The 21,128-nt window shown below is 73.4% G+C and carries 18 protein-coding genes; 10 read left to right on the forward strand and 8 right to left on the reverse strand.

The features are described 5' to 3' along the window. Nucleotides 1–85: 85 nt before the first annotated feature. Together ABZX40_RS32940 and ABZX40_RS32945 are read right to left on the reverse strand one after the other, a co-directional pair. Nucleotides 86–1,345 (reverse strand): extracellular solute-binding protein, encoded by a 1,260-nt coding sequence (locus ABZX40_RS32940; RefSeq protein ID WP_355742976.1) that lies wholly within the window; start codon nucleotides 1,343–1,345, stop codon nucleotides 86–88. Nucleotides 1,346–1,646: 301 nt separating this feature from the next. Beyond that, on the reverse strand, nucleotides 1,647–2,921 hold the full coding sequence (locus tag ABZX40_RS32945; RefSeq protein WP_355742973.1) for a 6-phospho-beta-glucosidase: 1,275 nt from the start codon (nucleotides 2,919–2,921) through the stop codon (nucleotides 1,647–1,649). A gap of 218 nt (nucleotides 2,922–3,139) precedes the next feature. Between ABZX40_RS32945 and ABZX40_RS32950 the strand changes: the two genes are divergently transcribed. Continuing rightward, a complete protein-coding gene (locus tag ABZX40_RS32950; protein WP_355742970.1) occupies nucleotides 3,140–4,369 on the forward strand; it encodes a BadF/BadG/BcrA/BcrD ATPase family protein in 1,230 nt (409 codons plus the stop codon). Between the two features lie 392 nt (nucleotides 4,370–4,761). Here ABZX40_RS32950 and ABZX40_RS32955 read toward each other — a convergent pair whose 3' ends face one another. After that, nucleotides 4,762–6,027 carry an ROK family transcriptional regulator gene (locus tag ABZX40_RS32955; RefSeq protein WP_355742967.1) on the reverse strand — a complete coding sequence of 422 codons (1,266 nt, stop codon included), beginning with the start codon at nucleotides 6,025–6,027 and terminating at the stop codon, nucleotides 4,762–4,764. A 101-nt stretch (nucleotides 6,028–6,128) separates the two neighbouring features. On the opposite strand from ABZX40_RS32955, the gene ABZX40_RS32960 reads away from it, so the two are divergent. The 3 genes from ABZX40_RS32960 to ABZX40_RS32970 all read left to right on the forward strand — a co-directional run bounded on the left by ABZX40_RS32960 (nucleotide 6,129) and on the right by ABZX40_RS32970 (nucleotide 9,474). Continuing rightward, a complete protein-coding gene (locus ABZX40_RS32960; RefSeq protein WP_355742964.1) occupies nucleotides 6,129–6,803 on the forward strand; it encodes a flavin reductase family protein in 675 nt (224 codons plus the stop codon). Nucleotides 6,804–6,887: 84 nt separating this feature from the next. Continuing rightward, on the forward strand, nucleotides 6,888–7,787 hold the full coding sequence (locus ABZX40_RS32965) for an ROK family protein (RefSeq protein WP_355742961.1): 900 nt from the start codon (nucleotides 6,888–6,890) through the stop codon (nucleotides 7,785–7,787). 196 nt (nucleotides 7,788–7,983) lie between these two features. After that, a complete protein-coding gene (locus ABZX40_RS32970) occupies nucleotides 7,984–9,474 on the forward strand; it encodes an aldehyde dehydrogenase family protein (protein WP_355742958.1) in 1,491 nt (496 codons plus the stop codon). A 203-nt stretch (nucleotides 9,475–9,677) separates the two neighbouring features. Here the strand turns inward: ABZX40_RS32970 and ABZX40_RS32975 are convergent, their stop codons facing one another. Together ABZX40_RS32975 and ABZX40_RS32980 are read right to left on the reverse strand one after the other, a co-directional pair. After that, on the reverse strand, nucleotides 9,678–11,015 hold the full coding sequence (locus ABZX40_RS32975) for an MFS transporter (protein ID WP_355742955.1): 1,338 nt from the start codon (nucleotides 11,013–11,015) through the stop codon (nucleotides 9,678–9,680). Nucleotides 11,016–11,087: 72 nt separating this feature from the next. Continuing rightward, nucleotides 11,088–11,714, reverse strand: coding sequence for a LysE/ArgO family amino acid transporter (locus ABZX40_RS32980; RefSeq protein WP_355742952.1), 627 nt, complete (start codon nucleotides 11,712–11,714; stop codon nucleotides 11,088–11,090). A 104-nt stretch (nucleotides 11,715–11,818) separates the two neighbouring features. Between ABZX40_RS32980 and ABZX40_RS32985 the strand changes: the two genes are divergently transcribed. Together ABZX40_RS32985 and ABZX40_RS32990 are read left to right on the forward strand one after the other, a co-directional pair. Beyond that, on the forward strand, nucleotides 11,819–12,751 hold the full coding sequence (locus ABZX40_RS32985; RefSeq protein WP_355742950.1) for a LysR family transcriptional regulator ArgP: 933 nt from the start codon (nucleotides 11,819–11,821) through the stop codon (nucleotides 12,749–12,751). Between the two features lie 276 nt (nucleotides 12,752–13,027). Continuing rightward, the gene (locus ABZX40_RS32990) at nucleotides 13,028–13,378 is read left to right on the forward strand and encodes a DUF488 family protein (protein WP_355742947.1); all 351 of its coding nucleotides are present in this window, start codon (nucleotides 13,028–13,030) and stop codon (nucleotides 13,376–13,378) included. Between the two features lie 174 nt (nucleotides 13,379–13,552). On the opposite strand, the gene ABZX40_RS32995 is transcribed toward ABZX40_RS32990, so the two are convergent. Together ABZX40_RS32995 and ABZX40_RS33000 are read right to left on the reverse strand one after the other, a co-directional pair. Next, nucleotides 13,553–15,244, reverse strand: coding sequence for an FAD-binding dehydrogenase (locus ABZX40_RS32995; protein WP_355742944.1), 1,692 nt, complete (start codon nucleotides 15,242–15,244; stop codon nucleotides 13,553–13,555). A 14-nt stretch (nucleotides 15,245–15,258) separates the two neighbouring features. After that, a complete protein-coding gene (locus ABZX40_RS33000; protein ID WP_355742942.1) occupies nucleotides 15,259–15,936 on the reverse strand; it encodes a TetR/AcrR family transcriptional regulator in 678 nt (225 codons plus the stop codon). 177 nt (nucleotides 15,937–16,113) lie between these two features. Between ABZX40_RS33000 and ABZX40_RS33005 the strand changes: the two genes are divergently transcribed. The 4 genes from ABZX40_RS33005 (at nucleotide 16,114) to ABZX40_RS33020 (ending at nucleotide 20,197) form a co-directional block, all read left to right on the forward strand. After that, nucleotides 16,114–16,740 carry an alpha-ketoglutarate-dependent dioxygenase AlkB gene (locus ABZX40_RS33005; RefSeq protein WP_355742939.1) on the forward strand — a complete coding sequence of 209 codons (627 nt, stop codon included), beginning with the start codon at nucleotides 16,114–16,116 and terminating at the stop codon, nucleotides 16,738–16,740. 79 nt (nucleotides 16,741–16,819) lie between these two features. Then, the gene (locus tag ABZX40_RS33010; protein ID WP_355742936.1) at nucleotides 16,820–17,992 is read left to right on the forward strand and encodes an acyltransferase; all 1,173 of its coding nucleotides are present in this window, start codon (nucleotides 16,820–16,822) and stop codon (nucleotides 17,990–17,992) included. Between the two features lie 66 nt (nucleotides 17,993–18,058). Further along, a complete protein-coding gene (locus ABZX40_RS33015; protein WP_355742933.1) occupies nucleotides 18,059–18,805 on the forward strand; it encodes an MBL fold metallo-hydrolase in 747 nt (248 codons plus the stop codon). 153 nt (nucleotides 18,806–18,958) lie between these two features. Beyond that, complete coding sequence (locus tag ABZX40_RS33020; RefSeq protein ID WP_355742930.1) at nucleotides 18,959–20,197, forward strand: DUF4032 domain-containing protein; 1,239 nt, start codon at nucleotides 18,959–18,961, stop codon at nucleotides 20,195–20,197. Between the two features lie 16 nt (nucleotides 20,198–20,213). Here the strand turns inward: ABZX40_RS33020 and ABZX40_RS33025 are convergent, their stop codons facing one another. Further along, nucleotides 20,214–21,089 (reverse strand): universal stress protein, encoded by an 876-nt coding sequence (locus ABZX40_RS33025; RefSeq protein WP_355742928.1) that lies wholly within the window; start codon nucleotides 21,087–21,089, stop codon nucleotides 20,214–20,216. Nucleotides 21,090–21,128: the final 39 nt, after the last annotated feature.

Consider the following 21,128-nt stretch of genomic DNA (forward strand, 5'->3'; position numbering starts at 1 on the left):
ACGGGGCCGGCCCCGGGGGGTGGTGGCCGGCCCCGCCGTGGGCCGGGCGGCGGCGGGGTGCGCGGCGGGCGCGGGCACCGGCGGGCTACTCGGCGGCCTTTTCTGCATCGCTCAGTGCCTTGTCCCATGCCTCGCCGGGTGATTCCCGGCCCTCCTCGACGCGTTTGATGCCGTTCTGGAGGGCCAGTCGTACGGCCGCCGCCTTGGGGCCCTGGTACTGGGGCCGGAGCAGGGTGGCGGACTCGGTGAAGATCTGTCCGACGGGGGCGTTGTTGAAGAAGGGCTTCTTCAGGTCCGCCATGGCCGGGTCCCGGTACAGCTCGGGGATGGCGGGCAGATTGCCGATGTTCTTGAAGACGGTGAGCGCCTGCTCGGGTGCGGTGAGCCAGGCGGCGAGCCGGTACGCCTCCTCGGGGTGCTCGGACTGCTTGGGGACGGTGAGCCAGGAGCCGCCCCAGTTCCCGGCGCCGCCGCCGGGCACGGCGGCCACGTCCCACTGGCCCTCGGTCTTGGGGGCCTGGCTCTGGATGAAGGCCATCATCCAGGCGGGGCAGGTGATGGTGGCGAAGCTGCCGCGCTGGAAGCCGGTGTTCCACTGCGGGCTGAAGGCGGCGAGGTTGGCTGACAGCCCGGCCTCCACCGCCTCGGAGGTGAGGTCGAAGGACTCCTTGACGGCCGGGTTGCGCTCCAGGATCAGGCTGTTGTCGGTGTCGTAGAACGCCTCCTTGGCCTGGCCGAGGATCGCGTTGAACAGCAGCGGGCCGCTGTCGGTGAACTTGGCCCCGGTGTCGGCCTCGGTGAACCGCTTGCCGACCTCGATATAGCTCTCCCAGTCCGGCCAGAGCCCGGCGACCTCGGTGCGGTCGGTGGGCAGCCCGGCCTTCTCGAAGAGGTCGCGGCGGTAGCAGATGGCGAGGCCGCCGACATCGGTGCCCATCCCGATCTGGACGTTGTTGTCCGCCGTCATGGACTGCTGCCACTTCCACGCCAGCCAGCGGTCCTTCAGTTCGCCTGCGCCGAGGTCCAGCAGATTGTGGAAGTTCTGCGGCTGGGCCGTGAACTGGCCCAGGAAGTCCCCCTCGATCGCCACCACGTCCGGTGCCCCGTTCCCGGCCGCGAGCCGGGTCGCGAGCTGGGTGTGGTGGGTCTGGTACTCGGCGACATGCTCGACGATCTCGATGTTCGGGTGCTCCCGCATGTACTGCTGGTACAGCTCTTTGTAGCCGAAGTCGTTGAACGTGCCGATCGTCAGCCGGATCTTCTCGTCGCCTCCGCCCGCCTCGCCGCTGCCGCCCCCGCCGCACGCGGCGGTCAGCGCCCCGGTCAGCAGGAGGGCGACGGACATGTACAAGCCTCGAACCCTACGCAGTCCATCCATCTGGACGCCCCTTTCGATGGCGCATGGCTATGGATGTGAGGCCCCCGATGTCGTCCCATGGGATGTGTGGGACATGCGCACCGCTTCGGGTGGGTGTCCGGCGAATACCGGGCGCTCATGTGGAACGTCCGGAATGCTCCGCCTTCTCCCGAGTCCGGTGAGTGTCCAGAATCTAGCGGCGGTTTCGGCCAAGCTCAATAGTTAGGAAGGGGTGCTTACAGATTCGTGTCCGGAGCGAGTCCGGGAGGGATCCGCGGGACACCTGCCTTCAGTCGGTGTGCCAGAAGTCCGGCAGGGTCCGCGCGTGCTCCCGCAGAAAGGCGTCCAGCAGGGCCACCGCGGGCTCCCGGTCGCCGACCAGCGGGTTGGCCATCAGGGCGAGGACCGCGCTGCGGTGGTCCCCGGTGCGGGCGGCGGCGACGGCCAGCCGCTCGTATGCCTTGACCTGCTGGACCAGGCCGAGCAGCTCCGGCGGCAGCGGCCGGGCCGGCAGCGGGGCCGCGCCCGCGGAGGTGATCCGCGCGGGGATCTCCACCACGGCGTCGTCCGGCAGCTCCGGGACGGCGCCCTCATTGCGGATATTGACCACCTGCACATCGCCCCGGTCGTCGTACAGGGACGCGATGAGCTGGACCGCCGCCTCGCTGTAGTGGGTGCCGCCGCGCCGGGCCAGGGCGGCGGGCCTGGTGTCCAGGGCGGGGTCCCGGTAGAGGGCGAGCAGTTCGTCCTCGATGCGCTGCACCTCGCGGGCGCGGATCCGGCCGCCCCGCTGCTCCGCCAGCATCCCGGCGGTGCGGTAGTAGAACCGCAGATAGCGGGACGGCACCGCGGCGAGGTCGCGCAGCAGCGGGCCGGGCAGCTCCAGATGGGCGGAGAGCGCGTCGAGATGCCCGTCCAGCAGGTCCGGCAGTACGTCCCGGCCGTCGACGGTGACCGCGCGTTCCCAGGTCAGATGGTTGAGGCCGACATGTTCGAGGGCGACCCGCTCCGGGGCGACCCCGAGCAGCGAGGCGAACCTCCGTTGCAGCCCGATGGCCACATTGCACAGACCGATCGCCCGGTGCCCCTCGTCCATCAGGGCCTGGGTGACGATGCCGACGGGGTTGGTGAAGTCCACCAGCCAAGCCCCGTCGGCGGCCCGCGCGGCGACCTGTTCGGCGAGGCCCAGCACCACGGGCACGGTCCGCAGCGCCTTGGCGAAGCCACCGGCGCCGGTGGTCTCCTGCCCGATGCAGCCGACCTCCAGGGGCAGGGTCTCGTCCAGCAGCCGGGCCTGCTGCCCGCCGACCCTGAGCTGGACGACGACGAAGTCGGCGCCCTCGACGGCCTGTTCGAGACTCCCGGTGGCGGTCAGCCGGCCGGGCCAGCCCTGCCGGCGCAGGATCCGCCCCGCCAGCCCGGCGACCGGCTCCAGCCGGGCCGCGTCGATGTCGTGCAGCACCAGCTCCCCCACCGGCAGCCGGTCGGCGAACCGGGCGAACCCGTCGACCAGCTCGGGGGTGTAGGTGGAACCGCCGCCGATCACCGCGATCTTGACACTCATCGTGCTGCCTTCCTGTTGTGCCGATCACTCCGGGAGGAGGACGAGGGGGAGAGGAAGAGAAGGGGGACCAGGAGGAAGAGGACCGGGAGGAGGAGAAGGAAGAGGAGAGGGACAGAGGATGGATAAATAGTTATGAGCCCTTACTATAGTCGAGCACTGAACCAAACACGGAGCACTTCCCGGAGCCCTTAGAGCGGGGGACAGCGGTGACAGCGGTGGTGACATCAGCGACAGCACGGACGAGCACGCGGGCCGCCGTCCTGGCGGTGGACGGCGGCAACTCCAAGACCGAACTGGCGCTGGTCGCCGCCGACGGCACGGTCCTCGCCGCGGCGCGCGGCCCCGGCTGCTCGCATCAGCGGCTGGGGCTGGAGGGCGCGGCGGCGGTGGTGCGCGAGAGCGCCGGGCGGCTGCGCGCCGCGGCCGGGCTGCCGCCCGGTGAGCCACTGGCCCGGATCGGGGTGTTCTGCCTCGCCGGTATCGATCTGCCGGTCGACGAGCACCGGGTGGGCGCGGCGCTGCGCGCCGAGCGGCTCACCGACTCCGTGGTGCTGCACAACGACACCTTCGCCGTGCTGTGGGCGGGCAGCCCCGCCCAGTGGGGGGTGGCGGTCGGCGCCGGGACCGGGCTGAACTGCGTGGGCATCGCCCCCGACGGACGCGATCTGCGCTTCGCCGCGCTCGGGCGGATCTCCGGGGACTGGGTGGCGGGCGGGCGCTGGCTCGGGGTGCGGGCCCTGGGCCAGGCGGTCCGCGCGGCCGACGGCCGGGGACGACGTACGGCGCTGGAGACCGCGGTGCCCCGGTACTTCGGGCTGGCCGACCCGATGGCGGTCGCCGAGGCCGTCTACACCGGCCGGATCGCCGAACGCCAGCTCCTGGTGCTGGCCCCGACCGTCTTCCGGACCGCCGCCGAGGGCGACGAGGTGGCCCGTGAACTGCTGGACCAGCTGGCGTCGGAGATCGTCACCTATGTCGGCACGGCCGTACGACGGCTGGGGCTGGCCCGCACCGAGGTCCCCGTGGTGCTCGGCGGCGGGCTCTTCGACGCGGGGGACGGTCCCCTGCTGGACACGGTCCGGCGCGGCGTCGCCGGGGTGGCCCCCCGGGCGACGGTCCGGATCCTGACCTCGCCACCGGTCACGGGGGCTGCGCTGCGGGGGTTGCGGATGCTGGGGGTGGGAGCGGGGGCGGAAGCGGACGTGGGGGCGGGCGGGGGTGGGGGCGCCGGGTCCGGGTCGGGCTCGGGCGCCGGGTCCGGCTTGAGGCCCGGATCCGACTCAGGTTCCGGCTCAGGGCCCGGATCCGCCCTGGGGTCGGGCTCGGGGCCCGGCTCGGCGGCGGAGCACACGGTGGTGGCGCAACTGACCCGGCGGCGGCTGGCCGAGGGTGCCCCGGGGGCGGCCGAACCGCAGTCGGCGGCGCTGCGGGAGGGGTTGCTGCCGTGAGGGGGCATCGGGGTGGAGCGGCGGCGGTGGGCTTCGTGGGGTACGGGGCTGTCGTGGGGTGGGCGGGTGTGGCTCCGCGCCGCACGGACCCGGCGGGAGAGAACCCGAGGGACATGCCCCCACACCCCCGCCTCCGCCGCACGTCCCTGACGGAAGACAACCCGAGAGACGCGACCCCGCACCCCCGCCTCCACCGCGCTGACCCTGCGGAAGACAACCCGAGAGACATGCCCCCGCACCCCCACCTCCACCGCGCGGACCCGGCGGACGCAACCCCCCGCCCCCGCCACACAACCCCGACGAAGGAAAACCCAAGACCCACCACCCCGCACCCCCGCCTCACCCCCGCGCGAGGACGCGCCGGAGCCGTCGCCCCGGACACGTACCCCCCGCTACTCCCCCACCGTCACCCCGGCCGGAGGCCCCCCGTCGGGGTCCGGCATCGGTGTGCCCAGGAGGCGGCCCCAGGCGTCGGAGACGGCGCTGCCCACCGCGCCGTGCAGGACGGCGTCCGTGCCGAGCACGGAGGTGACGACCTGGACGGAGAGTGGGGTGAGCGCACGCAGGGTGGATTCGATGGTCGGGGTGAGCAGATCGCCGTTGTGGCCGATGCCGCCGCCCAGCACCACCACCTCCGGGTCGACCACGGCGGCGACCGTGGAGACCGCGCGGGCCAGCAGCCGTGCCTCCAGCTCGACCACCTCGCGGGCGAGGGCGTCCCCGCGCCGGGCCATGGCGAAGACACCGCGCATGGTCGGCGGCCGGTCCAGCCCGCGTTCCCCGGCCAGCCGCGCCACCGCCCGCTCCACGGTCTCGCCGGCGAACCAGCCGCGCCACGGCGGCCCGGACTCGTCGGCGCCCTCCAGGCCGATCGGCAGATAGCCGATCTCCCCGGCCAGCCCGCGCGCCCCCCGGTGCAGCTTGCCGTCGATGACCAGGCCGAGGCCGACGCCGGAACCGATCCACAGATAGGCGAAGTCGTCGTACTGGCGGCCGTAGCCGCTCCACAGTTCGCCGAGGGCGGCGAGGTTGACATCGTTCTCGATGGCGACGGCGGAGTCGAAGCGGGCGCGGATCGACTCGACCATGCCCTGCCGCTCCCAGCCGGGCAGATTCGCGGCGAGCATCATCTGGCCGCGGGCCGGATCGACCACGCCGGGGCTGCCGACGGTGACCTGACTGACCCGGTCCCAGCCGACCGACCGCTCGGCCATGACCGTTCGGGCCATGGCGCCGATCTGGTCCAGCAGGATCTCGTTGCTGCGCAGCCGGACCCGTTCGTCGTGCCGGGCGACGATCCGGCCGGAGAGGTCGGCCAGGGCGGCGCGGATCCAGCGGCGGCCCACATCGATGCCGACGACCCAGGCGGCCTCGCTGTTGATCTCGTAGAGCAGGGCCTTGGGGCCCTGCTTGCCCTGGGTGGCGCCGGCCTCGCGGAGCAGTCCGGCGTCCAGCAGATCGGTGAAGACCTCGGAGACGGTCGGCTTGGACAGCCCGACCACCCGGGCCACCTGGGAGCGCGAGAGCACACCGTGGTGCTGGATGGCGTCGATGACCGAACGCCGGTTGATGACCCGGACCATGGACGGGTCCGCCTTCACGAAGTTGCGCGGCTCGACAAACGTGGCCCCTACCTCCTCCTGCGCTGGTGTGACCACGGGCGAGGGCCGCGGCGGCCCGGCCCGGCACACACGGGAACGGCGCCGACGAGCGCCGCAATCCTACCGTCCGGCCTGTCCCTGCGACCCTGGGAGCGATCTTGACGGAGCCCGCGGGGACCGGTCGCGCGCCGGTCCCGCCCGAGCGGCTGGACCGGCCGCTGGAACTGCCCGCCGACGCCTGGCCGGTGCGGGACGTCTACCGGCTGCTGACCGCGCTGGTGGTGCCCCGGCCGATCGCCTGGGTGTCCACCCTGAGCGCCGACGGGGTGCGCAATGTGGCCCCGCATTCGTACTTCACCATCGCCTCCCACGATCCCCCGCATGTCGTGTTCAGCTCGACCGCGGTCCGCGACACCCTCACCAATATCCGCGCGACCGGCGAGTTCGTGGTCAATGTGGTGTCGGCCGAGCTGGTGACCGCGATGAATCTGACCTCCGCCGACTTCCCGCCGGGCGAGGACGAGTTCGGGTGGGCGGGGCTGGCGCAGGCGTCGGCCGTGCGGGTGGCGGCGCCCCGGGTGGCGCGGGCCAAGGCGCATCTGGAGTGCCGGTTCGTGCGGGAGGTGCCGGTCGGCGGCAGTGCGCTGGTGATCGGCGAGGTGCTCCATCTCCATGTGGCGCCGGAGGTCTGGCGGGCCGGACGCGTCGATCCGGAACTGCTGGCGCCGGTGGCCCGGCTGTCGGGGTCGGCGTACGCCCCGCTCGGCCCGGTGTTCCGGCTGCCCCGCCCGGACTGGGCCGGGCTGAACGGCGACGCGGGCGGCGGCCCGTGAGCCGGAGCGGAGGTGCTCGGTGGGCGCCCGGCGACTCGGACGCGCAGTACGCACCACGGACACGAACCATGAGGAGGAACCAGGGTGTTCGCCGGAATCACGGGATCGGGCAAGGACTTCAGGTGTGCGATCGGCACCGGCCCCGATGACGTACGGGCCGAGGCGGTGTTTCCCACCACCACCCCGGCGGAGACGCTGGGCCGGGTCACCGGGTTCCTGCGCGCCCAGCGGGAGCGGTACGGCCCGGTGACGGCGGTCGGTATCGGCTGCTTCGGTCCGCTGGATCTGCGGCTGGAGTCCCGGACGTACGGCAGGGTCGGGTCGGTGCTCAAGCCGGGGTGGCCGGGGTTCGATCTGGTCGGCGCGGTGTGGCGGGAGTTCCCGGTGCCGATCGCCCTGGACACGGATGTCAACGCGGGCGCGCTGGCCGAGCGGGACGGCGGCGGGGGCGACGACCTGGTGTTCGTGATCGTGACGGGGGGCATCGGTGCGGGGGTGCTGACGGGGGGCCGGGTGGTGCGGGGGCGGGCCCATCCGGAGGCGGGGCATCTGCCGGTGGCCCGGCATCCGTCGGACCGGCTGACCGGGCCCTGCCCCTACCACCCGGAGTGCCTGGAGTCGCTGGCGAGCCGACGGGCGCTGCTGGCCCGGACCGGCGCCGGGACCTGGCGGCCGGAGGCGGTGACCCCGGACCTGGTCGAGCTGGAGGCGTGGTACCTGGCCCAGTTGACGACCGCCCTGACCTACACGGTCTCCCCGCGCCGGATCGTGTTCGACGGTGATGTGATCGCGCTGCCCGGACTGCTCCCGGCGCTGCGCGCGGCGACCGTCCGGCGGCTGGGTGACGATCCGGCGGTCGCCGAGGTGCGCGCGGGGATGGACACCTATGTCGCGCGGTCCACCCTGGAGGGACGGGCGGTGCTGCGCGGGGCACTGCTGCTGGCCTCGCATCTCGCTCCCCTCCCGCCCGGTCCGCCGAAATAAATAGTAAAGGCTGCTTACTATAGCGCGCCTCTGGACAGAAGCCCACCAGGGCCCGCACCCCACCTTCCCCCAGGTCCGATCCCTCACTCCAGCGCCAGACCACGCACACCTCTTGAGTCCCCACCCGGGCTCATGAATAGTAAGGGTGCCTTCACATTCCACACTCAAGGTTCCGCAGACGGGAGGGCTTCACCCCATGACCGCTTCATCCCAGTCGTCGCCCCCGCCCACCATCCCCGCCTCCGCGCGCGAGGTCCTCAATCTCATCGACGGGGCCTGGCAGCCGGCGCGTTCGGGGCGCACCCTCAGCCGTGAGAATCCCGCGCGGGCCGACCGGATCGTGGCGGTGTGCCCGGCGTCGGACGCCGGGGACGCGGGCGCCGCGGTGGCCGCCGCGCGGGCCGCCGCCGCGGGCTGGGCCGCGACCCCCGTGGAGGACCGGATCGCGGTGCTCGGCCGGGCGCTGGAACTCCTGGAAAGCCGCGCGGAGGCACTCGCCGTCGCCGATGTCCTGGAGTCCGGCAAGACCCTCGCCGACTGTCAGGGCGAGATCGCGCGGGCGCTCGCCGCCACCGCCTATCAGCTGAAGATCGCCCCTGATCTGCTGAGCCACGTCAGGACCCTGGAGGCCGACCTCGATGTGGAGATGACCCGGGCACCGGTGGGCGTCGCGGTGCTGGTCACCCCGTGGAACTACCCGTTCAGCGCGGTGCTGCGCAAGAGCGTCCCGGCGCTGGTCGCGGGGAACGCCGTGGTGGTCAAGCCGTCCGAACTCACCCCGGTCACCGCGGAGATGACCGGCCGGGCCCTGATGGAGGCGGGTCTGCCGGCCGGGGTCTACAACCTGGTCTTCGGCACCGGGACCGAGGCCGGGCAGCCGCTGCTGGACCATCCGGACGTGGACGCGATCTCCTTCACCGGCTCGACCCGGGTCGGCTTCCAGGTGGCGGAGCTGGCGGGGGCGCGGGATGTGAAGGTCCAGGTGGAGACGGGCGGTAAGAACCCGCTGGTGGTGCTGGCCGACGCGGATCTGGACCGGGCCCTGGACGCGGCGGTGGCCGCCTCCTACACGGCGGCCGGTCAGTGGTGCATCGCGACCAGCCGGATCCTGGTCGAGGAGCCGGTGTTCGAGGAGTTCCGCGACCGGTTCGTGGCCCGCACCCGCGAGGTGCGGGTGGGCGACGGGCTCGACCCGGACGCCGACATGGGGCCGGTCTCGTCCCGCGTCCAGTACGACAAGGTGCTCTCCTATCTCACCCCGGGGGCCCTGTCCGGCACGGTCCTCGTCGGGGGCGGCCCCGCCGAGGGGGCCGAGTTGCCGGACGGTTACTACATCGCCCCGACCGTCATCGACCGGCCCGCCCTCGACTCCCCGATCGTGCAGGAGGAGATCTTCGGCCCGGTGGTCGCGCTGCTCAGCGTCGCCTCCCTGGAGGAGGCCATCGCCCTCGCCAACGGCACACCGTACGGGCTGTGCGCGGCGATCTTCACCGGGGACCGGGACCGGGGCCGCCGCTTCGCCCAGGCGGTGGACGCCGGGCGGGTGGGCATCAACCTGCCGACGTCGGTGGGCGATCTGCGGGTACCGGGCGGGGGACGGAAGAACAGCGGGCGGGGCGAGTACGAGGGGGCGGGGGACGGGATCGCGTTCTTCACCCATCTGAAGCCGATCTTCTTCGCGGGGTAGGCGCGTCGGGGCGGGGGAGACGCAGCCGGGCGAGGTGGGCGCGTCCGCGCGGGGGCTGTGCGTTGCCGGGGGGTGTTGCCGGAGGGCGTTGCTGAGGGGAGGCCGCCGGGGGCGGGGCGCGAGCCCCGGTGGTCCGGCTCCGGCGGTGCGGCCCGGGTGGTGGGGCCCGGTGGTGCGGCCCCGGCCTCAGATCCGGTAGCGCCTCAGATCCGGTAGCGCCGCAGCGCCGGTACCGCCGCCGCCAGGGCCAGCATCGCCACGACGACCAGCAGGCCGCCGCCCACCACGGCGGCCCGGGGGCCGAACGCGGAGCCCGCCGTGCCGTGCAGGACGTCGGCCAGCCGGGGGCCGCCCGCGACGACCACCGTGAAGACCCCCTGCATCCGGCCGCGCATCTCGTCGGTCGCCGCCGAGAGCAGGATCGCGCCCCGGAACACCATGGACACCATGTCCGCGACCCCGGCGACGACCAGGAACACCACGGCGACCCAGAGACCGGCGCTCAGCCCGAACCCGGCGATGGCCAGCCCCCACACCACCACCGCCCCGATCACCATCCAGCCGTGCTGCCGGGCCCGGGAGAACGTGCCGGAGAACAGCCCGCCGAGGACCGCGCCCACCGGGATCGCCGCGAACAGCAGCCCGAGGGCGAGTCCCTCGCCGTAGGAGCCGTAGGTCTCGGCGGCGAGTTGCGGGAACAGGGCGCGGGGCATGCCGAGGACCATGGCGATGACATCGGCGAGGAAGGACAGCAGCAGCACCTTGTGCAGGGCGATGTAGCGGAACCCCTCGGCGATCTCCCGTACGCCCGCCCGGCGCTTTGCGGTCTTGGTCAGCGGGGGCAGCGACGGCAGCCGCATCACCGCCCAGACGGTCACGCACAGGGCGATGGCGTCGAGGAGATACAGCTCGGCGAGGCCGATCACCGGGATCAGCGCCCCGGCCAGCAGGGGCCCGGCGACCAGACCGGTCTGCATCACGGTCGAGCCCAGGGCGTTGGCGGCGGCGAGTTCGTGCTCGGGGACCAGCCGGGCGATGGAGGCGTTGCGGGCGGGCGCGTTGAGCCCGAAGAACGCCTGCTGGGCGGCGAGCAGCACCATCAGCACGGCGACCGAGTCCAGCCCGACCAGCGCCTGCACCCAGAACAGCAGCGAGGTGACGGCGATCCCGGCGTTGGTGACCAGGAGCAGGGTGCGGCGGTCGACGGCGTCGGCGATGGCGCCGCCCCACAGCGCGAACACCACCATGGGCAGCAGCCCGGCGATGCTGGCGTAGCCGACCCAGGCGGAGGACCCGGTGAGGTCGTAGATCTGCTTGGGGACGGCGACGGCGGTCAGCTGGCTGCCGACGGCGGTGACGATGGTGGAGACCCAGAGCCTGCGGAAGGCGGGGCGGCGCAGCGGGCGGGTGTCCATCGCCCAGCGGCGCCGGGGGTGTGACGGCTGGTCACCGGGGTCCGCGGCCGGTTCCTCGGTCCTGCGTTCGCTGCTGTCCACGGGCGTCCTGGTTGCTCGCTGCTCGCCGGTCGTTGCTCGGTACATCGTTCGAACCAGGGTCACTATGGCAGCCGTCAGCGAGGCGCGGGGCGCCGTCTCGTCCTGCGGTGGGGTGGATCACGCTCCGGTGATCAGCAGCACGCCCAGGGTGATCATCGTCGCGGCGACGAAGCCGTCCAGGATCCGCCAGGCGGCGGGCCGGGTGAGCCAGCGGCCGAGCAGCCGGGCGCCGAAGCCGAGCGCGGCGAACCAGACCAGGCTGGCGAGGACCGCGCCGAGGCCGAAGGTCCAGCGCAGCGGGCCGCGGTCGGCGGCGACGGAGCCGAGCAGGAAGACCGTGTCCAGGTAGACATGGGGGTTGAGCCAGGTCAGGGCCAGACAGGTGAGGACGGCCCGGCGGCGTGACCCGGACGCCGCCGGGCCGTCGCCGTCGGTGCGCAGGGCGTCCCCGGCGGGCCGGAGCACCCGGCGGGCGGCGAGGGCGCCGTAGCCGAGGAGGAAGGCGCCGCCGATCCAGGCGACGACGGTGAGCGCCTGCGGCCAGGCGACCACGACCGCGCCGACCCCGGCGACGCCGAGCGCGATGAGCAGGGCGTCGGAGAGGGCGCAGATGCCGACCACCGCGAGGACCGCGTCCCGCCGGACACCTTGGCGCAGGACGAAGGCGTTCTGGGCGCCGATGGCGACGATCAGGGACAGGCCGGTGCCGAAGCCGGCCGCGGCGGCGGAGAGCGCGGGGGTCATGCGGGGGACGCTACGGAGGTGATCACCATACGTACAGCTAAAGATTCTTACGTATCCTTAGCGCAACTAATGCAGGCTATGCGGGTAGGGATGGAGGGCTGTGGATGGTGGCGGAGGCCGGGCTGCCGGATCTGCCGCTGGACCAGGTGCGGACGCTGCTCGCGGTGGTGGACGAGGGCACCTTCGACGCGGCGGCCCTCGCGCTGCATGTGACGCCGTCGGCGGTCAGTCAGCGGGTGAAGGCGCTGGAGCAGCGGACCGGGCGGGTGCTGCTGCTGCGGACCAAGCCGGTGCGGCCCACCGAGTCCGGTGAGGTGCTGGTGCGGCTGGCCCGGCAGCTGGCCCGGCTGGAGCGGGACGCGTTCGCCGAACTGGGGCTGTCCGGGGACGGCGGACCGGCGCGGGTGTCGGTCGCGGTGAACGCGGACTCGCTGGCCACCTGGTTCCTGGACGCCCTGACCCGGCTGCCGCCGGCCTCGGGGCCCGGTCTGGAGCTGCGCCGCGAGGACGAGGACCATACGGCGGCCCTGCTGCGGGAGGGGGTGGTGATGGCGGCGGTGACCTCGTCACCGGACCCGGTACCGGGCTGCTCGGTCCGGCCCCTGGGCCGGATGCGGTATCTCCCGGTGGCCACCCCGGAGTTCGCGGCCCGGTTTCTGCGCGGGCGGAACCTGCGCGGACGGGACCCGCTGGACGCGCTGGCCGAGGCCCCGGTGATCGCCTTCGACCGGCGCGACGACATCCAGGACGACTTCGTCCGAGAGCTGCGCGGCGGGTGGGGCGGTGCGGGCGCGCGGCGCCACTACGTGCCGACCAGCGAGGGATACGCCGCGTGTGTCGCGGCCGGGCTGGGCTGGGGGCTGGTGCCGGAGGCGCAGGCGGAACCGCTGCTGGGGACCGGCCGACTGGAGCGGCTCGGGGTGGGACGGCCGGTGGACGTACCGCTGTACTGGCAGCAGTGGAAGCTGGACTCCCCCGCGCTGGCCGCGGTCGCCGGGGCGGTGCTGGAGGCCGCGGCCGGGGGGCTGCGCATCTGACGCGTCACCACTGTCTCACCGGGCGTCGACAGGTGACCCGAGAACGAATAGGGCCATCAGGGCCTGCCGCCACCACGACCCCGATCTGTTCTTCCTCCCCCGTCGGCACCTCCGGCCCGGCGGTGTTCGAGACCCGGACCGACCGCCCGCTCCACCGCTGACGCCCACCCCCACCGGACACCGACCCCCGCCGGACGGACATCTCACCACCAACCGGACCGCTCCGCGTTACGCTCCGGACAGCCCGCCGCCCGACCGACCGCCGAAGGGTTCCGTATGAGCGTCCGCGTCCGCCGAGTCCACGAGGCCGCCGAACCCGGCGACGGCCTGCGCGTCCTGGTCGACCGGCTGTGGCCGCGCGGGGTGTCCAAGGAGGCGGCGCGGATCGACGCCTGGCCCAAGGCCCTCACCCCGTCGACCGAACTGCGCCGCTGGTACCACTCCGGCGAGGGCTCCTACGAGGAGTTCGCCCACCGCTACGAGGCCGAGCTGACCGCGCCGGAGGCGGCCGGGCTCCTGGACGGGCTGCGGGCGTCGGCGCGGACGGGCCCGGTGACGCTGGTGACGGCGGTGAAGGAGCCGGAGCGCAGCCACGCGGCCGTCCTGCTCCGGCTCCTCGGCGAGTAGACCGATAGACCGGTAGACCGGTAGACCGGTAGACCGGTAGACCGGTAGACCGGTAGACCGGTAGACCGGTAGACCGGTAGACCGGTAGACCGGTAGACCGGTAGGCCAGTAGACCGGAAACCGGTGGACCGGGAGCCCCCTACCCCCCTCCCCCTCCCCCTCCCCCTCCCCCGCTCAGCCGACCTGCCCCGCCGCCGCCCGTCCCGCCGCGCGCCCCGAGAAGAGACAGCCGCCGAGGAACGTGCCCTCCAGCGCGTTGTAGCCGTGCACGCCGCCGCCGCCGAACCCGGCGACCTCGCCCGCCGCGTAGAGCCCCTCGATCGGTGTGCCGTCGGCGCCGAGGGCGCGGGAGTCCAGGTCGGTCTGGATACCGCCGAGGGTCTTGCGGGTCAGGATGTGCAGCTTGACGCCGACCAGCGGACCGGCCGCGGGGTCCAGCAGCCGGTGCGGGGTGGCGACCCGGCCGAGCCGGTCACCGATGTAGCGGCGGGCGTTGCGGATGCCCTGCACCTGGGCGTCCTTGCTGTACGGGTTGGCGAGCTGGCGGTCGCGGGCCTCGATCTGGCGGCGCAGCACGGCGGCGTCCAGGAGCGGTGTGTCCGTGAGGCCGTTCATCCGTTCGACCAGGAGGTCGAGGGTGGGCGCGGTGACGAAGTCGGCGCCGCTGCGCAGGAACGCCTGGACCGGGCCGGGCGCGCCCTTGCCGAGGAGCCGGTCGCGCAGCACGGCCCCGCGGTCCTTGGCGGTGATGTCGGGGTTCTGCTCGGAGCCGGAGAGGGCGAACTCCTTCTCGATGATCTTCCGGGTGAGGATGAACCAGGAGTGGTCGTGCCCGGCGAGATCCTCGGTGGTGCGCAGCCGGCGCAGGGTGGAGAGGGTGTCGTAGCCGGGCAGGCAGGGTTCGGGGAGGCGGCGGCCGAGGGCGTCGAACCACATCGAGGACGGGCCGGGCAGGATGCGGATGCCGTGGCCGGGCCAGATGGGGTCCCAGTTGCGGACGCCCTCGGTGTAGTGCCACATCCGGTCGCGGTTGACCAGGCGGACCCCGGCGTCGGCGCTGATGTCGAGCATCCGGCCGTCGACATAGGCGGGCACGCCGGTGATCATCCGGGCGGGCGGCGTACCGAGCCGGGCGGGCCAGTGGCGGCGGACGATGTCGTGGTCGGCGCCGATGCCGCCGGAGGTGACGATGACGGCCTGGGCGGTGAGTTCGAAGTCGCCGGTCTCCTCGCGGCTGGAGGCGACTCCGCGCGCTGAGTCGTCCGGGGCGAGAAAGGTGCCGCGCACCCCGCGGGCGGTGCCGTTCTCGATGAGCAGGGCGTCGACGCGGTGGCGGTGGTGGAAGGTGAGCAGTCCGTCGGCGGCGGCCTGCCGGGCGTACGCGACGAAGGGTTCGACCACTCCGGTGCCGGTGCCCCAGGCGATGTGGAAGCGGGGGACGGAGTTGCCGTGGCCGTCGGCGCGCAGATCGCCGCGCTCGGCCCAGCCGACGGTGGGCAGCAGCTTGATGCCGTGGCCGTCGAGCCAGGACCGCTTCTCGCCCGCCGCGAACTCGACATAGGCGCGGGCCCAGCGCACCGCCCAGGAGTCCTCGTCGTCCTGCCGGTCGAACCGGGCGCTGCCCTGCCAGTCGGACCAGGCCAGGTCGAAGGAGTCCTTGATCTTCAACCGGCGCTGCTCGGGCGAGTCGACCAGGAAGAGCCCGCCGAAGGACCAGAACGCCTGGCCACCGAGGTTGGCCGCGTTCTCCTGGTCGACCAGGGCGACCCGGCGGCCCCGGCTGGTGAGTTCATGGGCGGCGACCAGGCCCGCGAGGCCCGCTCCGACGACGATGACATCCGCGACCTCCGCGACATCCGCGTTCATGGGTGACGTTCCCTTCATCCGGGGTGTTCGGGTGGCTCATGGGGCTCGGGGGCGGTGCCGTCCGTCAGGAGAGCGGTGAGCAGTTGCTTCAGCCAGGCGCGGGCGCCGGGCAGGTCCTGGTCGAGCAGGAGTTGCACGGTGACGCCGTCGTAGGCGGCGACGACCGCGCGGGCGGCCCCCTCGGTGTCGCCGAGGACGGCGGGCAAGGCGGTGTGGCCGCGGGCGCGGCGCAGCCGGTCGGCGATGGCGGCGCGCAGCCGGGCCCGGTGTTCGAGCAGGGTGGCGGAGACGGCGGGGTCGCGGGCGGCGTGCACCAGGAAGTCGGTCTTCACCAGCAGCCAGTCGCGGTCAAGGAGCAGCACCTCGGTGACGCGGTCGACGGCGGCCGGTACGTCCAGCGCGGGCCCGCCGTCCTGGGCGAGGGCACCGGCGACCTGCCCGGCGATCAGCTCGGCGCGGTCCCGGTAGAGGGCGAAGAACAGCTCGTCCAGGCTGGCGTAGTTGGAGTAGAAGGCGCCCCGGCTGAATCCGGCGGCGTCGCACACCTCCTCGATGGAGACCCGCCCGAACCCCTTCGCGGCGAACACGGTGAACGCGGCGTCGAGCAGCCGGGTCCGCGTCCGCTCCCGCCGCCGGGTCACCCGGGCGCCGCCCGCCGCGACCGGCTCGCCCTTGTCCGCCGTCGCCGCCATGGCGTCCTCCGTTCGATACGCGAATGTATCGGATACAGGAATGTATCGGATACGGGAATGTATCGGATACGGGAATGTATCCATAGACCTCGGGGCGACCCCGGTCGGACTCCCCGGCCTGCCCCACCCGAACCGCTTCTATCGAACATACGCTCGATTCCGGAGTATCCTGGTCCCATGACCACGCACCTCCAGGGATCCCTCTTCGACCAGAGCGACCGGGTGCGGCTGGGCTCGCTCGACGGGATCCGCCGGACCGTGCTCGGCTCCGGCGCCTGGATCGACGTCCTGCCCGGCTGGCTCACCGGCGCCGACACCCTCTTCGAACGGCTGGCGCACGAGGTCCCCTGGCGGGCCGAGCGCCGCGCGATGTACGACCAGGTGGTGGACGTACCGCGGCTGCTCGCGTTCTACCGGCGGGGCGAGCCGCTGCCCGACCCGGTGCTGGCCGAGGCCCGGGACGCGCTGTCCGCGCACTACGCCGGCGAATTGCGGGAGCCGTTCACGACGGCGGGGCTGTGCCTGTACCGGGACGGACGGGACAGCGTGGCCTGGCACGGCGACCGGATCGGGCGGGGCGCCCGCGAGGACACCATGGTCGCCATCCTGTCCGTGGGCGCCCCGCGCGATCTGCTGCTGCGCCCGGTGCGCGGCGGCGACTCGGTACGGCGTCCGCTGGGGCACGGCGATCTGATCGTGATGGGCGGTTCGTGCCAGCGGACCTGGGAGCACTGCGTACCGAAGAGCACCCGGGCGGCGGGGCCGCGGATCAGTGTGCAGTTCCGGCCGGAGGGCGTGCGGTAGCTGTTTCTGTCCGGCGCCGGAAGGCTGTCGTCCGTCGGGCTCCTCCTCCACACTGGGCGCACTTTCAGGAGGGGGACCGATGAGCACGGAGGCGGGAGGGCGGCGGCGCACGGAGCTCGACACCCTGCGTATCGCCGTCGTCCTCGGCCTGGTCTTCTTCCACGCCGCCCTGGTCTTCGCCCCCGACGACGACTTCTACGTCAAGAACGGGCGGACCACCGAGGCCGTGACCGTGCTGTCCGGTCTCGGGGTGGTCTGGGCGATGCCGGTGCTGTTCCTGGCGGCCGGGCTCGGCACCCGGCACTCCCTGCGCCGCCGCGGACCGGGCGGCTTCGCGCGCGAGCGGCTGCTGCGGCTGGGCGTCCCGCTGGTGGCGGCGACCCTGCTGCTGCTCCCGCTCCCCCCGTGGCTGCGGCTGCGCGCGGCCGACCCCGGCTACCACGAGTCCTACCTCGCCTTCTGGCCCCGCTTCCTGACCGTGCGCCCGGAGCCGTCGGACTTCCCCTTCGTCCTGGACGGCGAGCACTTCGAGACCGGGCATCTGTGGTTCGTGGTGCTGCTGCTGACGTTCAGTCTGCTGCTCGCGCCGGTCGCGGCACCGCTGGCCCGCGCCGCCGGGCCACTGGCCCACGCCCTGACCTGGCACCCCGCGCTGCTGTTCCTGCCCGCCCTGCCGCTCGCCGCGCTCAACGCGCTGCTGCTGATGGAGGAGGGCTTCGCGGGCTGGAACCGGTGGGCCTATCTGGTGTTCTTCCTCCATGGCTACGCCCTCGCCGACGACGACCGGGTCCGGGCGGCGACCCGGCGCCTGGCGTGGCCCGCCGCGGCCCTGGGCGTGGCGCTGTTCGCGGCGACGGCCCCGGGGTTCATGTCCCTGGACGATCCGTTCACCGACCGGTCGGGGTTCGCGGTGCTGACCCGGGCGCTGTTCGGGGCGGCCGGGTGGTGCTGGGTCCTGGCGATCCTGGGGCTGCTGGACCGGCCCCGCGCGAGGGCGGTCCGGGGTGCGCGGGTCCGGGCGTATCTGGCGGGCGCCGCGCTCCCCGTCTACGTCCTCCACCAGCCGGTCGTCGTCGCCCTCGCCTACGGCGTGGTGGGCTGGACGGCGCCCATGGGGGTGAAGTACGCGGCGATCGTGACGGGTTCGCTGCTGGTGGTGTTCGCGGTGTACGAGGCCGGGATCCGTCGGGCACGGGTGACCCGGTTCCTGTTCGGGATGCGCACCGGTCCCTCACCGGCGCCCGCCCCTTGATCTGCTTGTCTGGTCCCGTACGGACACGGACACGGACGGGGACGGCGACGGGAGCGTGCGCGGGTCATGCGGGTGGAGGTACGGCAGGTCGCCGACGGGGTGCATCTGGTGCACGGGGCGCGGACGAACTGGGTGATCGTGCGGGAGGGGGACGCGCTGACCCTCGTGGACACCGGGTATCCGGCCGACCGGGAGCGGCTGCTCGCCTCCCTCGCCGAGGTGGGCGGCTCCCCGCGCGCGGTCACCGCCGTACTGCTCACCCACGCGCACAACGACCATCTCGGGTCGGCCGAGTACCTGCGCGCCCGGTACGGCACGCCGGTGCTGTGCCATCCGGCGGAAGCGGCGCACGCGCGGCGGGAGTTCCTGCACCAGGTGGGCGTGGGGGACGTGCTGCGCCACGCGTGGCGGCCCGGGGTGCTGCCGTGGTCGCTGCACGCGCTGCGGGCCGGGGGCAAGGCCCATGTCCCGGTCACCGCACCGGAGGCGTTCGCCCTCGGGGGGCCGCTGGATCTGCCGGGTGCCCCGGTGCCGGTGCCGACGCCCGGTCACACACTGGGCCACTGCGCCTTCGCGCTGCCCGGCTCCGGGGCGGTGATCTCCGGGGACGCCCTGGTCACCGCCCACCCCACGTCCCGGCTGCGGGGGCCTCAACTGTTGCCGGGGATGTTCCACCACGAGCGGGCGCAGGCCCTCGCCTCCCTGGAGCGGTTCACGGCACTGGACGGCGATCTGCTGCTGCCCGGCCATGGCCCGGCGCACCGGGTTCCGATCGCCGCGGCGGCGGGGGAGGCGCGGCGGGCGGCGTTCTGAGTCGGTTCGCCGATGCGGGCGCCTACGCGCGCGGGATGGTGTTCTGCGTCCGGTCGGTGACAGGGGCGTGCGCGAGTCGGCGTTTCCGAGTATCCGAGTCCGAACGCCGATACGGTCGCGCACGCGTTCGGGCCCGCGTTCTAAGGTCGGGCCATGGCTTTGCAGATCAGTGCCACCAATCCGGAGCATCCGGCTCTGCTGCTCGCGCTTCCCTGGGACGTGCCCCTGGAGAACTGGCCGGAGGAGCACCTCGTGCCGCTGCCGCGCGGTATCTCCCGGCACGTGGTGCGCTACGCGCGCGCCGGGGACGAGGTGATCGCCGTCAAGGAGCTGGCCGAACGGCCCGCGCTGCGCGAGTACGGGCTGCTGCGCGATCTGGACCGGCTCGGCATCCCGGCGGTCGACGCCCTCGCCGTGGTCACCGGGCGCACCGACACGGCCGGGCAGCCGCTGGAACCGGTGCTGGTGACCCGGCATCTCGGGGGCTCGCTGCCGTACCGGTCGATGTTCGAGACGACGATGCGGCCGGCGACCATGCACCGGCTGATGGACGCGCTGGCGGTGCTGCTGGTGCGGCTGCATCTGGCCGGGTTCGCGTGGGGTGACTGCTCGCTGTCGAACACCCTGTTCCGGCGGGACGCGGGCGCCTACGCCGCTTATCTGGTGGACGCGGAGACCGGCGAGCTGCACCCCCGGCTGAGCACCGGGCAGCGGGACTACGACCTCGATCTCGCGCGGGTCAACATCAGCGGTGAGCTGCTCGACCTGGAGGCGTCCGGGGCGCTGCACCCGTCGGTGGACCCGATCGAGTTCGGCACCGAGATCTGCGCCCGCTACCAGGGCCTGTGGGAGGAACTGACCCGGGTGTCGGTGTACCCGGCGGGCAAGCACCACTACATGGAGCGCCGGATACGCCGCCTCAACGACCTCGGGTTCGATGTGGCGGAGATGCAGATCGAGCACTCCCCGAACGGCGACACGGTGACCTTCGTGCCGAAGGTGGTGGACGCGGGCCACCATCAGCGGCAGTTGCTGCGGCTGACCGGCCTGGACACCGAGGAGAACCAGGCGCGGCGGCTGCTGAACGACCTGGAGTCGTGGATGGCCACCCAGGAGGACTACGCGCCGGGCGACCCGCTGGCCGCGCGGCCCGAGGTGCTGGCCCATCGCTGGGTCCGCGATGTGTTCCGACCCACCGTGCGCGCGGTCCCGCTGGAGCTGCGCGGCACGATGGACTCGGCGGAGATCTACCACCAGTTGCTGGAGCACCGCTGGTACATGTCGGAGCGGGCCCAGCACGACATCGGGATCGAGACGGTGGTCGAGGACTACCTCACGCACATCCTGCCGAGGGCCCGGGAGTCGGCGGCGCTGCCCTGCGACGTCGACTGATCCGGGCGGCGGCGGTTCAGGCGGGCGGGGGCGGTACCACCGCCACCGGGCACTGAGCGTGGTGCAGCACCCCGTGGGCGACCGAGCCGATCCGGGCGCCCACGGCGGTCCGGCGGGCCCGGCGTCCGACGACCATCAGCTGGGCGCCCCCTGCCACGGACAGCAGGACCTGGCCGGCGCTGCCCATCTCGACGTGCTCGACCACATGCACCCCGGGGTAGCGCTCGCGCCAGGGGCGCAGGGCGTCGGCCAGGGCCCGCTTCTCGTAGGGCTCGGGGCCGCCGGCCTCGTCGAGGATCTTCATGGCGGCGGGGCTGTAGGAGTACATCGGCGGCAGGGTCCAGGCGCGGACCGCGCGGATGCTCGCGGCGCGGGCGGCGGCCGTGCGGAAGGCGAACTCCAGCACGGCGGCGCTGTCCTCGGGCTCGCCCTCCTGGCCGACGACGATCTCGTGCCCGGCGACCTCGGTGGACGCCTTGTCACCGGCCCGGACGAGGACGACGGGACGGGCGGCCCCGGCGATGACCTGCTGGCCGACCGAGCCGAGCAGGAAGCCGACCATCTGGCCGTGTCCGCGTGAGCCGAGGACCAGCAGTTCGGCGTCCGCGCAGGCCGCGGTCAGGGTCTCCGCAGGGGCGCCCTCGGTGATCTCGGTCGTCACCGCGAGCCCCGGGTGGCGCTCGGCGAGGGTCCGTACCGCGCCCTCCACCCCTTCCCGCGCCCACCGCTCCTGGGCGGCGTGGTCGGCGTCGACGGCCTCGTGGTCCTCGGGCCGCCAGGCGTGCACCACCCGCAGCGGACGATCACGCCGGACGGCCTCCCGCGCCGCCCAGGCCAGCGCCGCCAGGCTCTCGTCCGATCCGTCCACCCCTGCCGTGACCGGGCGCGTCATCCCGCCGCCTCCTTCAGTCGTGATCACTTGTGCGCCCCC

This window comes from Streptomyces sp. NPDC004610 (genome assembly GCF_040609715.1).
Taxonomy (GTDB): Bacteria; Actinomycetota; Actinomycetes; order Streptomycetales; family Streptomycetaceae; genus Streptomyces.